Source organism: Vibrio sp. CB1-14 (assembly GCF_040412085.2).
In the GTDB taxonomy this organism is placed as follows: domain Bacteria; phylum Pseudomonadota; class Gammaproteobacteria; order Enterobacterales; family Vibrionaceae; genus Vibrio; species Vibrio chaetopteri.
Genome location: NZ_CP115920.1, coordinates 2,165,136 through 2,177,695 on the forward strand (window position 1 = coordinate 2,165,136; position 12,560 = coordinate 2,177,695).

Genomic DNA, 12,560 nt, shown 5'->3' on the forward strand with positions numbered 1-12,560 from the left:
ATAGCAGCATATAATTGCCGTTGTATTAAATATGGTAAATGTTATGTCGTTACGTGAAGAAGTAGTAAAGATTGAACAACAAGTTCAGCAATGGCTAAAGGACGTGGTCATTGGTTTAAACCTATGTCCATTCGCAGCCAAGCCTGAGCGCAATAAGCAGATTAAGACTTTTGTTAGCCTTGCTGACAAAGAAGAAGGCCTGCTAGAAGATATTCTCAGTGAGCTTATGCTGCTTGAACAAACCGATGCGAAAGATCTTGAAACCACACTAGTGGTCGTCCCTAAGATGCTGCATGACTTTGTTGACTACAACTTCTTCATCGACTGGGTCGAAGCCCTCATTAAGCAAAATGACTGGGAAGGTATTTATCAGGTTGCTACCTTCCACCCAAACTATTGCTTTGGTGGAGTCGAGCCTGAAGACCCAGAAAATCTAACCAATCGCTCTCCATACCCAATCTTTCACCTCATCCGTGAAGAGAGCATGGAGCGTGTTCTTAAGCACTACCCTGATCCAGAAGCGATTCCAGACAACAACATTGCGAGGGTCAGTGAACTTGACGAGCACGAGAGAAAACGCCTGTTCCCCTATCTTTTCTCTTAAAACATCGACTGCATAGCGGGTTATTCGCAATAGATCGGCTCAATATTAGGTTGCGATAATGTAGATACTCAATAGCGCCTGTCGCTGCTAAGGTATCGATATTAACCTATTGAGAGCATCACCATGAAACCTTGGATCAAATTTATCCCGCTTTGCCTTTTGGTCGGCTATGTCGTTATTTATGATGTCATCGATCAATACGACCACAGTCAAGCGGCTGAACAGCAAGTTATCGTTTCGCAAACGGTCGCGAAGCAAGCGAGTCCTGAGTAAACACCCACAGAGCAAACTACTCACTCTCTATTTTCCCAGCTTTTGGCAGTCATTCTCGACAATCCCCTACGCGACGAGTAAATCGGCTTAAGTGGGGGAATTGATGGAATTCTTACATTCCTTTACTTCCACAATCACCCCTTGATTGATAGTCTTGTTGAATAATAAACACCGCACAATACGGGTGACCAATGAGTCTAGCACTCACAATTTTTACTAACGTTGGCAAAACTGGTGTCGAGCTGGCCAGTTATCAAGCACCCTCTGCAACACGCGCTGTCGATATCTGGGACAAGATACCCAGTGCTTCAGAAGTCACTCTGCATTACTTAGTGATTATGGAAGGCAGCAATCATATCGACAGCAAATTTATCGATACTCGTTACGTTGGACAGTTGCTTGAGATGTGGGGACAGTTTGATACGTTTTATCAACAGTTCCAAGAAAACTAGTTCCAAGAAAACTGTTAAAAGGCCACCTCGAAAGGTGGCCTTTAAATACGACGACTCGGGACCCTAATCCGAAACGACGTTTTCCAAAAAGTACGTGTACTCTTTGAAACTGTTGGCATGATGACACAAACGATTAGGTCATCACCCAAATAGACGTATTGGCGATATTAACAATTCAGTCAACCACTTGAATAGTTTAAGAATCCTACCTTTATTCGTGCCTAAAAACAATATCAGAGTAAAAGACTGACCGGTGTTCGATATTCGAGTCTCAAGAAAATGACCATCGGTGTAGCGCATAAACCTCTGCTCTGATAGGATCTCGTTACCAATTATCAATCAGCAAAATCGATGAAACTAACCAAACTTACCCAACCGATCTTTGATCACCTATACCGCGATATTACCGAGTTCCGTACTACGTTTGATCTTCCCGTCAATGATGCTAGCTCACTAGATGATGCAGCAGACACGCTACATAGCTCACTCGCAATCGAAGAAATGACAGAGCTTGCAGAAGCGGACTCGAAAGTTGAACAAGCGGACGCAATCATCGATTCAGTGTATGTCTTGATGGGTCGTTTGGTTCATCTTGGCGACAGCAAAGTAGAAGACAACGTTGCGATCAGCTACCTAATTGAACTGCTTCTGCACGTTGCAGCAAACCGCGACATCGACTTCATCAAATGCTGGGATGAAATTCACTCAAGCAACATGAGCAAAGTATGCCGCAACGAAAAAGAGTACCAAGAAACAGAAGCACACTACGCTGAGCAAGGCATCAAGCTGATGGCCGTCACTAAAGGCGAATACATTATCGCTAAATGCGCAGAAGACTTCGTTTCAGAAGCGAAGACTATCCGTAAAGGTAAAGTGTTAAAGTCGGTCTACTACCGCCCTGCGGACTTATCACCGCTTGTATAAAACCTTTTAAAGAAACGGCCTCATCAGAGGCCGTTTTTCATCGTATAGATTTTCCAATCACCTAAATTTTAGCTTCATTCATTGAAGATCAATAACGGCTTGCCGTTCACTTCTATCTTGCTGACCGAGGTTTGATACACGGATTCAATATTCTCCGGCGTCAATACTTCATCGCCCGTCCCGACGGCTTCAACGACACCATTGTTGAGCATTACCACATGATCCGCACGTCTTAGCGTGGTATTTAAATCATGGTTTGCCACCACGACTGAAAGCCCTTGAGACGTCACTAGCTCAATTAACTGATTGAGATATTTCTCTTGCCCAACGTCCAGTGGCGCCGCTGGCTCATCAAGAATCAAGACTTTAGAATGAGGGTTCAATGGGCGCCAGATCTGCAAGCAACATGCAGCGAGTCTGACTCGCTGCCACTCACCACCCGACAAATGATGCACCGTTCTCGACAGCATGGTATCGAGCTTCAAAAGAGCGGTGATATCAGAGATTGCCTGGTTCAGGGTTGCTTCACTAATCTTTCCTCTGGAGCCATTCTGATCATTGGGAATGGATAACGAGAGATACTGATACACCGGCATGTTAAAGGCAGGCCGCGCAGCCTGTGGCAAATACGCGCGTATTGTCGCCATATCAGGGAGTGACATCTCGGCCAAGTCCATGCCAACAATCTCCACCTGACCGTTGTAATCAAGCACACCAGCTAGTGCAGCGAGCAAGGTACTCTTGCCACTACCATTTGGACCGATGACATGGGTAAGCTGCCCTTCTGGAAATGAAAGGCTAGCGGGCAAAAGTCGAGTACCAATGGCGAGGTTATGAACTTGAATCATGGTTTCTAAGAAGCATCCAAATAAACACAGGAGCACCGATAGTCGTCGTCATGACGCCAACAGGCAGCTCTGCGGAGTCTAGCACCGTTCTCGCCAAGATATCAGATATCACCAACAAGGCTGCTCCGGTCAGCGCTGACAACGGCAGCAAGTATCGATTCTCAGTACCAAACGCCAAGCGCAAAAGGTGTGGCACGACCAAACCAACAAAGCTGATAACACCGCCAAGAGCCACAGAGCCACCCACCAACAGAGAGACGGCGAGTATTAGCTGCCAACGAATGCGAAGTACATCGATACCGAGTTGCTTAGCGTGGATTTCCCCCACCATTAGCTTATCGAGCGTTGCGCCTTTGCTGCACAGCCAAATAGCCACAGGAATCATAGCAATGGTGAGTGTGTGCTGATACCAACTCACGCCACCAACACTACCCATGAGCCAATACATGAGCTGGCGAATGCTTAAATCATCGCTAAAGTAAAATGCCCACGTCACCACAGCACCGGACAAAATACCTAATGCCACCCCGACTAACAGTAAGCGAGTCGTGGTCAGCCGCATAGTTTTTGCCATCGAGACAAGAATAAGCGTAAAACCAAGCGCTCCAAGAACGCCGGCGAGCATAAATCCTAACGGCGTCGCAGCAGCCGGGAAAGCAAACAACACCAGCACCATGCCCAAACTGGCACCACCGGAAATACCGAGCACACCCGGTTCGGCCAACACATTACCCAATAGAACTTGAAGCGAAGCACCAGAGAGTGCCAGCGCAGCGCCTATCGCGGCAGCGGCAAATAGCCTAGGCATACGCAGATCGTAAAGAAGACGAGACTCTAGCGCCGATTGCGGAGAAAAAGGATTGATAAATACTTCGCCAACAGAGAGATGAAGTAGCGCACAAGTAAATAAGACGCCTGACATCACTATCATTAGGATGTGCCAGCGTCTTTGGTTTTGATTCAGTAACTGATTGAATTCCATTAGGGAAGCATAACAGCCGCGCTCAAGAACGCCACTGATTTTCTATTAATCGTAGACCAGTTGGTCATCCTCATAGCGAGTTGCCACTTTAACCACCATTAGAGCCGCTCTTTGCCCTATCACCACTTTGCGATTTGGGAATACAATCGCTTCGTGATCGTTTTTCGCCATCAACGGCTTATCTCCATCATGACCGAATACTTCCCCATGCTTAAACTCCGTGAAGTTCTCGACATCATCGTCAAACAAGAAGTCGAAGTCGTCATGGTGACGAACAACGGTGCGAGAAACGCGATAGATGATCGGCGTCTTGGCCAAGTGTTCAGGCTTCTCAGCAGCCAGCAAGTCTCTAGTCGCTAAATCAAATGCCAGCAATTTGGTCAGATCGTTCTCGCCAATGCGAGCCACGCGACCTAACTCCATTGTCAGCGCCTGTGCACCGTAGTTCTCGGCTGAGAACCAACTGAAGGTACTAGACGGAGCGTTAGACAGCAGCACAGCGTCCATATGAGCGCTGGACACATAGTCAAACAAGGCTTTACTGCGCACAGCATGGCGCGTCTTAGGACTCACCACAAAAGAATAGTGCTTAGACTCTCGGATAGCGCAATGCAGGTCAAGGTGCCAACGACGCGCAACGGCCGTGTCTTGATAGAAGTCGTTCACAAGTTTTTTAAGGTGCTTTGCTATCGCGACTTCGCGGTTCACAGTGCCCTCTTTATTACCGAAAAGGCGGTTCAGATTCTCATCGATAAAACGCGTGTGACGGTTGGTGGCTTCTGGGTGTGCGATGATAAACAAACAACGCGCCTTGAGCTTTAAAAAACCCGATTCAATATCGTCAACGATCTTATCGACTAACTCCATTGGCGCAGTCTCATCACCGTGGATCCCACAAGAGATGATGATGTGCTCACTGTCCTCGTCAAGCTCACAAGGTGTGATTTCCAATACACCACGATAGCGGTGATCGAACTTTACTCCGTCGTCGGTAGTTTTTGATATTGCGGTGAATTCAGTTTCGGTTTCTAAAGTATCTTTTAGAAATGACTGGCGAAAAAACGATTTCGTCATGCGCTGCTCCCTATCTAACAGCGGTATGGTAATGAAACAAGAGAGAAAATTATACGAATATGATCGCGTTTATCGAAGTAAGTCGCGTTACTTGGGGAGAAAAACTCCAAACTGTTCAAAAAACAGGCCACCTAAAGCCAGTTTGCCCCCACCAGCAGTAAAACCTTAATACTGGTGAGGGCTAAGCAGTGCTATCAACCAACCTCGTTGAGAAGTGCCTCAAACTCATCAACTTTCATCGATAAGCTTTGCATACTTTGTTCCCAAAACTCCGATTGCGTGAGATCTTTGTTCATGTGTTTAAACACCACATCTTCCGCAAGATGCGAACCAGTATCTCGAAGTAGCGCCACGTAATCAGGATAGAAAGACTCTCCTTTTTGCTCACGCTGCGCATACACCCCCTGACTAAACAAGTAGCCAAACAAGTACGGGTAGTTGTAGAAGCTCAGTTCAGAAATACTAAAGTGCAGTTTACTCGCCCAGAAGTAAGGGTCTGTGCCCTCCATCGAATCACCGTACCACTCTGACCATGTTGTCGACATCAGCTCGCATAGCTGATCCGCATCGACCTCACTCTCCTGACGCGCTTGATAGAACGCTTTTTCAAACTCAAAACGAACCGGAATATTAATGGTAAGTGCATAAGCAGACGACAACTCTTCCCACAACATTTCCAGCTTTTCTTCACTGGTTTTTGCTTGCTCCAGCAAATAATCGCGCACGATATTTTCAGCAAAGATAGAGGCGGTTTCCGCCAGGGTCATTGGATAGCTAGTGCGACATAGCGGCAGGTCTCGCATCACCCAATTGTGGAATGCATGGCCTAGTTCGTGAGCAAGCGTCAGCAGATCAGAGCGGCTGCCACCCCAAGTCATGAACACAAGAGGTGTACGAGTGGCGGCCAACTGCGTGCAGTAAGCGCCAAGGCGACGGTTTTCTGATGGCTGAGCATCTATCCAACCGTTATCGACCATAGTTTGTACAAACTCAGCCATCTCTGGATTCACTTGCTCAAAGGCACATTTTATCACTTCAATGCCTTCTGGAAACTCGTAGACTTTGGCTTCGCCGTTGCCTAATGGCGGCATAGCAGCAAGGTGGTTCCACGGCGTCATACTTGGCAAGCCATGGACTTTCGCCATCAACTTACCCGCTTTTTGACCGATAACACGATGGCTTTTTGCCACCGACATCATTGCTTCTAAGGTCTCACGTTGAATGCGATTCGCTCTGAGGCTTGGGTCGAGAAAGTGCTCTTCGCTATTCTGAGAGCGCTTTTTTCCCTCATTATGACGCCAGCCAGCAAGCGCATTCACGATGGCTGCAAAAGAAGTGTCGTTGGCCTTCATTGCCGCTTGAATCCCTTTCCAAGCCGCTTCTTGTTTTGCAAACTCGCCACCATACAAAAGGCTTGCTGCCGCTGAGAAGCCTAACGTTTCTTTGCCCTGCTCCGTTTCAATAGCGATGCTAAGTGAGCCAGTAATGTTGTCATAGAGGCGTCCCCACGCGTCGCGGCCATCAACCTGCATTGCCGACAGCAACTGCTCTTCAGCAATGCTGAGTTGAGTCTGTGCCTTGCGCTGTAGAAGTTCGATTTGAAAACCTTGCCCCGCTACAGAAGGGTTATCATGATCGAGGACTTGCCGAATAAAGGATACGTCTGCAAACGCCAGAACATTTTCATAAGGGCTGAATGCTTGCTCCAACTCCGAGCTCAATTGAGACAAACGACCAATCAACTGTTTAGCTTGCGTGTTTTGGGCATTGGTCGAGGCATGGCAGTTTGCCAGAGTGCTTACCGTATTGAGCAAGGTGCTCGCCGCTTCCATGGTCTGAATAGCGTTTTGCATCGCAACCACGTGCTGACGTTCTTCTTGATGATGAGTCAGTAATGAAATCGAGCGTTGAATCAGCTCAATGTCTTGTTCAACCTTGGGGTCATTCAATCCTTGATAGGCAATCGATAAATCCCAAACCGCGTTTTTCATAAGCTTTCCCTAGTAGATCGTTATGTGATTGTGCATATAGCAGTACAATACGAACTAATATGGAGACAGCATCATCAAGTTTCAATGCTTAATAATTTTCAATCAGTTAGGAAGATCGTGTGGTATTGGATAAGGTGGTTTCAGATTCAACCCATCAACGTAAAAGAAGCGATAGGCTGCCCAATCACCTTAACATTGATCATCATCGGGTAGCGAGAGTCAAACTGCAGATGTGTCACGGTCGCATTGCCAATCGCAAGCGCCGCGTAAAGCTTAGGGTTGCGCCAATCAAGGCCGAGCACATCGGCTAGAATTTGGCGAATAACCCCGCCGTGACAGACAAGAAGGGTGTGTTGATTGGTTTGAATTAGCTGCTGCCAAGCCTTACTCACTCGAAGGTGAAAATCATCAAGCGTTTCTGCATTGGGTAACTGGCATGTTGCGGGTGTTGACCAGAACGGCTCTAACGTTTGCCACTCCTTTTTTGACATACGATCAAAAGGCACGCCATCGTAATCACCAAAGTCCATTTCAGCGAATGCGGGTTCGATGCTAAGTTCGATGCCAGATTGTTCGCTGAATGGTTTTGCAAGGTTCATGCACCGCGACAGTGGTGAGCTAATGACTCGACTTACGTTAAGTGATTCACTCAATAAAGCTTGTAGCGCTTGGTTATTTTGCTCAGCCTTCACACCAACATCGGTATGGCCATAAAGGGCAGCGGCACCATCAACTTTTGCGTGACGCAGTAAAAACACGTTCACTTTCATTGAGCAGCCCCCTTTAACACCAAGGGCAATCCTGCCGCCACCAGAGTCACTTGCTGCGCAATAGCAGCGACGCGCTGATTCATTCTTCCGGCATTGTCGACAAACAAACGCGAAACTTCGCCTAACGGCACCACGCCAAGGCCAACTTCATTGGATACCAAAATAATGTAGGCTTCACAACGTTCTAGGCTTTCGACTAACGATGCAATAGCGCGCTCAATCTCTCGCTCTACATCACCCCCGTTCTGCTGTGCATAATAGATGACATTGTTGAGCCACAAGGTTAAGCATTCAACTAAAACTACATCACGACTAGACAACGCCATTAGTGTCGCTGATAGATCTAGAGGAACTTCCCACTCTGTCCACCCGTCACCGCGCTGCTGCTGATGATGAGCGATACGTTGCTGCATTTCCTCATCCAGCGGCTCAGAGGTTGCTAGATAATGTTTGGTCATGCCACACTGACTACGACCACCCGACTCACATAACGAAAAGACTCTTTGCTCAGCAAAGCGCGACTTACCAGAACGGGCGCCGCCCAACACTAACTCCACCGTCATCGCTATCTCACTACACCATCAAAACCAATAACATGAGTACGTAGGTCATTAGCTCAACCAACTGTTGAGCTGCACCTAAGCAGTCACCGGTAAAACCACCTAAACGTGCCAGAAGCCATTTCGTAAATACCAATCGAAATACCAAGGCAAAAGCAATTAGAATTGCTGCCAACGTCATGTCGTACATCAAGGCAGGTAACACGCCACACAGTGCCAAAAATACAAGTTCACCTGGAGTCTGTGTATTGGCAAGGGGTTTACTCTTACTCCCTTTCGGATCGGACACATAAGGCATCGCGGAAATAAGTGAAGCGGCAACGGCGCGACTAAACGCGTAACCGATAACGAAAACGGCAAATAGGTTAGCTTGTGTGAAAAGCTCTACCAAAGTGGCATATTTCAAAAGCAGAGCCATGACTAGGGTCGACACGCCGTAAGTGCCAAGGCGACTGTCTTTCATGATCTCGAGGCGGCGCTCTTGCGTCATCCCTCCGCCAATACCGTCTGCCATGTCTGCGAGCCCATCTTCGTGAAACGCACCTGTGAGCAGCAGGCTAAACACCATGGTAAGGACTATCGCGATACTGGCTGGCAAGAGCTCGCTAACAACCGTGAAAAACCCACCGCATAAGGCACCCAATAACACGCCAACCAAAGCAAAATAGCGCCCTGCTCTATTCATTCTTTCATTAGAATATGGGATGTTGGCTGGTATCGGCAGCCTTGAGAAAAAACTCAGTGCCAAACAGAACAGTTGCCACTGGTAGCGCCAAAACGATGCTCGCTCACTCACACTGTTACCCCTGCACTCTCAAAGCTCACCATTTCATTGTAAAACTCAACCGCGCAACGAATGAGAGGTAGCGCCAAGGCTGCTCCCGTACCCTCACCAAGACGCATGGACAAATCAAGTAGCGGAGAAGCGTTAAGCTCATCCAAAACAAAACGATGCGCACCTTCATTTGAGACATGAGAGAAAATCAGATACTCGCGTACTGCTGGTTCAAGCTTGCACGCGGCTAACGCGGCAACTGATACAATAAAGCCATCGACAAGTACCGGAACCTGCTGCTCGCTCGCTTGCAAAAACGCGCCAACCATGTGAACAATTTCAAACCCACCTAACTGCGCTAGAACCGTCATCACATCTCGTTCATCAAAGCGAGATAACGCTTGTTCAACCAAAGCCGTCTTTCTCACCAGTTGCTCTGGATTGATACCGGTACCAAGACCTACACTTTCAGCCACCGAAAGATCGGTCAACGCAGAAAGCAGTGCTGATGCCGAACTTGTATTGCCTATCCCCATCTCACCAAAAATCAACAGATCAGCTCCATCCGCCACGCACTGACTCACCACCGTTCTTCCACCCTCTAAACCTTGCGCGAGTTGAGATGGACTCATTGAAGGCTGAGTAGAAAAGTCCTCGGTTCCACAGCCAAGACGACTTAGTATCAATTGAGAAGACGGCGTATCAGTAGCCGCTAGCATGCCACAGTCGACCACTTGAAAATCAATATTGTTCACTCGACAAAAACAATTGATCGCTGCACCACCGGCAAGAAAGTTTGTGACCATCTGCTGCGTTACCGCACTTGGCGCAATACTAACGCCCTGCTCTGCGATACCGTGATCGCCTGCGAACACCACCACCTTAGGGTTGGACAGGGCTATTTTATTTACAAACTGACCAGAAGAGTGACTTTGAATTTTGGCGAGCTGCGCGGCGACGTTCTCTAACTCACCAAGAGCACCAAGAGGTTTAGTTTTTTGATCGATATGATTTTGAATCTGAGGGTCAAATTGATTGCTTAGCATTGTGTCCATTTCGCTATATCTGTCTCAAGCCGGTTTGTCTCAAGCAAGTTTTGCTCTCGCCTGAACCTTAATGGTTTTTTGCTAGTGTACGCGTGTCGGGCTTTCAAACCAAATGAAGTTATATCTGTAAGTGCATGAAAAGAAATCAATAGCAGAGAGACAGGAGTGGATTAAATAACGAGGTTAAAGAGTAAGCGACCAACAGCGGCGATTATCGAGAATCGATAGCAAGGCTAGATTGCTAGACGTTTGGGTTAGTAGCTTACTCACATAAAACACTAAATCTAAAACTAAACCGCTTCCTCTTCGCGTAACTCTGAAAACAAGATCGCCAAACCGTCATCAGAGACTCGAGGCTTTGCCAGATTACACGTTTTACAGCACTCCTTATCCATTTTGCAGTGCTGCCCCATCAATAAGCTATCTAAATTACGAGTGCCCGCTTTGCAGTCCAACTCTAGTGACTTAAAAATACGACAATCATTGCTTTCTGGGGAATCAACAAGGCCAATAATTGAAACGCCTTGAGACTTAGCGAGCAACAATAACTCTTCGATCTTTTGTTTGAGTTCTGTATTCATCCTGTTGTGTCCAAACAATTATTAATTATTCTTAACGCTAGCTTAGACTAAAGTTTAATGAAATGTGTTAATAGCACTCACTATTGTCTAAAAATGATAGAAGACTCGTACTTTCGATTTTGCAATAAATTTATAAATCACACCCTCACTGTAAAGTATTTGTAAAGATGCTAAGTAACAGGCTATTTGTTACATTGATTTTTTGACTTAAAATCACACAAACAAACAATACTTTTAATTACAGTCAAAACCACTATCCATAACATTGCCATGACCTAATATCCGGATTAAATCAGGTAAATCAGTGGATTACTCTGATGAGTATCAAATATATAGTAGCCTCCCCTAAAGTACCATAAGCCAAGCACCCGTAAACTAATTTGAGAAACCTAAGTTTACAATGGCATCAATGATCTTCTTCTATCGCTCTCAAACGCAATTATCATATTTATAAATAGCCGAATAAGCTGTTATTTCAATATGATACAAATCAACGTTTTTATCAGTCAAAAATACAACCATTATAAGAACGATTCTTATTTTCTATAAGTAGCCAAATACTCACCCTAGGATGCGCCAAAATGTTACAAACATGTGCAATTACTTGATAGGCGTACGCTGTTCATTGTTACGTAGTTATAGTAATTTATAGTCTTGACGTGAGCATGTATTCACATCAATTATAAGACTAATAATAAACCAATGACGCAGTTGGTAAGGGGTTAATTTGAAACTTGAAGGAAACCGTGCTCAACGAAGCTCCACACACAAGGACGACACTGCCAATATTGGTACTAGCTACTTTAAACAGGTATCAAACCACAATCTGCTCACCGCCGAAGAAGAAAGGCTCATAGCACGTAAGGCTCGTACGGGCGATGATGAAGCAAGGCAGCGTTTGATTAACGCCAATTTACGCCTGGTCATCAAAACTGCAAAACGCTACGCCAATCGAGGACTCGACTTTTATGACCTCATTAACGAAGGCAACATTGGCCTCATTCAGGCTGTCGATAAATTTGACCCTGAACTTGGCTACCGCTTTTCAACCTACGCTGTTTGGTGGATCCAACAATCTATAGACCGCGCTATTATGAACCAAGGGCGCACTATCCGCGTTCCCGTTCATGTAACCAAACAAATTCGTGAATGCAGCAAGGCTGCCCATCAACTTCGAAGAGAAGGCAAACATGAACCTACCTTTGCAGAAATCGCGGAGAAAACCGGCCGCTCTGCAGGCGAGGTAAGTAAATTACTTAAGCTGTCAGAACAATCTCTATCTCTCGACAATGGTTGGGATGATGATGGTGACAAAAAAGATCACTTGCAGACTATCGATGACGATGACGTTTTTGAACTACCAGAACGTGACATTGTCACACAGAACTTAAACAAAGAATTGGTTAGCCTAGTTGATGGTCTGCCAGATAAACATAAGACCATTCTATACCACCGTTTCGGCCTTCTTGATGATGAGCCTAAAACACTAGAAGAAGTGGGCAGTATTGTTGGCGTGACACGCGAACGAGTGCGACAAATTCAGAAAGTGGCAATGGAAACGCTTCGAGAGAAGTTAAGAAAACAGGATTTAACGGCGGCGGAAATCGATTAGTTTCAGCTATATGTCTATGTAATCACAACACGTTAGCCAGATTTTGACTATAGTCCCACTACATCTTG

Annotated in this window: 14 protein-coding genes; 5 read left to right on the plus strand and 9 right to left on the minus strand. The window is 46.2% G+C overall.

Annotated elements, in window-relative coordinates:
• Positions 1-43 precede the first annotated feature (43 nt).
• The 4 genes from PG915_RS09795 to PG915_RS09810 all read left to right on the plus strand — a co-directional run bounded on the left by PG915_RS09795 (position 44) and on the right by PG915_RS09810 (position 2,253).
• Positions 44-604, plus strand: a complete 561-nt coding sequence (locus PG915_RS09795; protein ID WP_353496359.1) for a DUF1415 domain-containing protein — start codon at positions 44-46, stop codon at positions 602-604.
• A gap of 123 nt (positions 605-727) precedes the next feature.
• Entirely contained in the window at positions 728-877 is a 150-nt protein-coding gene (locus PG915_RS09800) for a hypothetical protein (protein ID WP_353496360.1), read from the plus strand.
• Positions 878-1,068: 191 nt separating this feature from the next.
• Positions 1,069-1,329 carry a hypothetical protein gene (locus PG915_RS09805; protein WP_353496361.1) on the plus strand — a complete coding sequence of 87 codons (261 nt, stop codon included), beginning with the start codon at positions 1,069-1,071 and terminating at the stop codon, positions 1,327-1,329.
• A 351-nt stretch (positions 1,330-1,680) separates the two neighbouring features.
• Positions 1,681-2,253 (plus strand): nucleoside triphosphate pyrophosphohydrolase family protein, encoded by a 573-nt coding sequence (locus PG915_RS09810; protein WP_042499678.1) that lies wholly within the window; start codon positions 1,681-1,683, stop codon positions 2,251-2,253.
• A 74-nt stretch (positions 2,254-2,327) separates the two neighbouring features.
• Here the strand turns inward: PG915_RS09810 and btuD are convergent, their stop codons facing one another.
• The 9 genes from btuD to PG915_RS09855 form a co-directional block, all read right to left on the minus strand.
• On the minus strand, positions 2,328-3,101 hold the full coding sequence (gene btuD, locus PG915_RS09815) for a vitamin B12 ABC transporter ATP-binding protein BtuD (RefSeq protein WP_353496362.1): 774 nt from the start codon (positions 3,099-3,101) through the stop codon (positions 2,328-2,330).
• Positions 3,085-4,083: a vitamin B12 ABC transporter permease BtuC gene (btuC, locus tag PG915_RS09820; protein ID WP_353496363.1), complete on the minus strand. Its 999-nt coding sequence runs from the start codon at positions 4,081-4,083 to the stop codon at positions 3,085-3,087. The genes btuD and btuC overlap by 17 nt, the downstream gene beginning before the upstream one ends.
• 45 nt (positions 4,084-4,128) lie before the next feature.
• Entirely contained in the window at positions 4,129-5,157 is a 1,029-nt protein-coding gene (locus tag PG915_RS09825; protein WP_353496364.1) for a succinylglutamate desuccinylase, read from the minus strand.
• A gap of 194 nt (positions 5,158-5,351) precedes the next feature.
• A complete protein-coding gene (locus PG915_RS09830; RefSeq protein WP_353496365.1) occupies positions 5,352-7,148 on the minus strand; it encodes a M3 family oligoendopeptidase in 1,797 nt (598 codons plus the stop codon).
• 146 nt (positions 7,149-7,294) lie between these two features.
• The gene (locus PG915_RS09835; RefSeq protein ID WP_353496366.1) at positions 7,295-7,918 is read right to left on the minus strand and encodes a histidine phosphatase family protein; all 624 of its coding nucleotides are present in this window, start codon (positions 7,916-7,918) and stop codon (positions 7,295-7,297) included.
• Positions 7,915-8,481: a bifunctional adenosylcobinamide kinase/adenosylcobinamide-phosphate guanylyltransferase gene (gene cobU / locus PG915_RS09840; RefSeq protein WP_353496367.1), complete on the minus strand. Its 567-nt coding sequence runs from the start codon at positions 8,479-8,481 to the stop codon at positions 7,915-7,917. The genes PG915_RS09835 and cobU overlap by 4 nt, the downstream gene beginning before the upstream one ends.
• Positions 8,482-8,491: 10 nt before the next feature.
• A complete protein-coding gene (locus PG915_RS09845) occupies positions 8,492-9,274 on the minus strand; it encodes an adenosylcobinamide-GDP ribazoletransferase (RefSeq protein WP_353496368.1) in 783 nt (260 codons plus the stop codon).
• Positions 9,271-10,299, minus strand: a complete 1,029-nt coding sequence (gene cobT / locus PG915_RS09850; RefSeq protein ID WP_353498701.1) for a nicotinate-nucleotide--dimethylbenzimidazole phosphoribosyltransferase — start codon at positions 10,297-10,299, stop codon at positions 9,271-9,273. The genes PG915_RS09845 and cobT overlap by 4 nt, the downstream gene beginning before the upstream one ends.
• Before the next feature lie 290 nt (positions 10,300-10,589).
• Entirely contained in the window at positions 10,590-10,880 is a 291-nt protein-coding gene (locus PG915_RS09855; protein ID WP_353496369.1) for a hypothetical protein, read from the minus strand.
• A gap of 727 nt (positions 10,881-11,607) precedes the next feature.
• On the opposite strand from PG915_RS09855, the gene PG915_RS09860 reads away from it, so the two are divergent.
• A complete protein-coding gene (locus tag PG915_RS09860; protein ID WP_353496370.1) occupies positions 11,608-12,492 on the plus strand; it encodes a sigma-70 family RNA polymerase sigma factor in 885 nt (294 codons plus the stop codon).
• Positions 12,493-12,560 lie beyond the last annotated feature (68 nt).

Coding starts and splice junctions, on each gene's coding strand:
- PG915_RS09795 (WP_353496359.1), top strand. CDS start 44: ATGTCGTTACGTGAAGAAGTAGTAAAGATTGAACAACAAGTTCAGCAA.
- PG915_RS09800 (WP_353496360.1), top strand. CDS start 728: ATGAAACCTTGGATCAAATTTATCCCGCTTTGCCTTTTGGTCGGCTAT.
- PG915_RS09805 (WP_353496361.1), top strand. CDS start 1,069: ATGAGTCTAGCACTCACAATTTTTACTAACGTTGGCAAAACTGGTGTC.
- PG915_RS09810 (WP_042499678.1), top strand. CDS start 1,681: ATGAAACTAACCAAACTTACCCAACCGATCTTTGATCACCTATACCGC.
- btuD (WP_353496362.1), bottom strand. CDS start 3,101: ATGATTCAAGTTCATAACCTCGCCATTGGTACTCGACTTTTGCCCGCT.
- btuC (WP_353496363.1), bottom strand. CDS start 4,083: ATGGAATTCAATCAGTTACTGAATCAAAACCAAAGACGCTGGCACATC.
- PG915_RS09825 (WP_353496364.1), bottom strand. CDS start 5,157: ATGACGAAATCGTTTTTTCGCCAGTCATTTCTAAAAGATACTTTAGAA.
- PG915_RS09830 (WP_353496365.1), bottom strand. CDS start 7,148: ATGAAAAACGCGGTTTGGGATTTATCGATTGCCTATCAAGGATTGAAT.
- PG915_RS09835 (WP_353496366.1), bottom strand. CDS start 7,918: ATGAAAGTGAACGTGTTTTTACTGCGTCACGCAAAAGTTGATGGTGCC.
- cobU (WP_353496367.1), bottom strand. CDS start 8,481: ATGACGGTGGAGTTAGTGTTGGGCGGCGCCCGTTCTGGTAAGTCGCGC.
- cobT (WP_353498701.1), bottom strand. CDS start 10,299: ATGCTAAGCAATCAATTTGACCCTCAGATTCAAAATCATATCGATCAA.
- PG915_RS09855 (WP_353496369.1), bottom strand. CDS start 10,880: ATGAATACAGAACTCAAACAAAAGATCGAAGAGTTATTGTTGCTCGCT.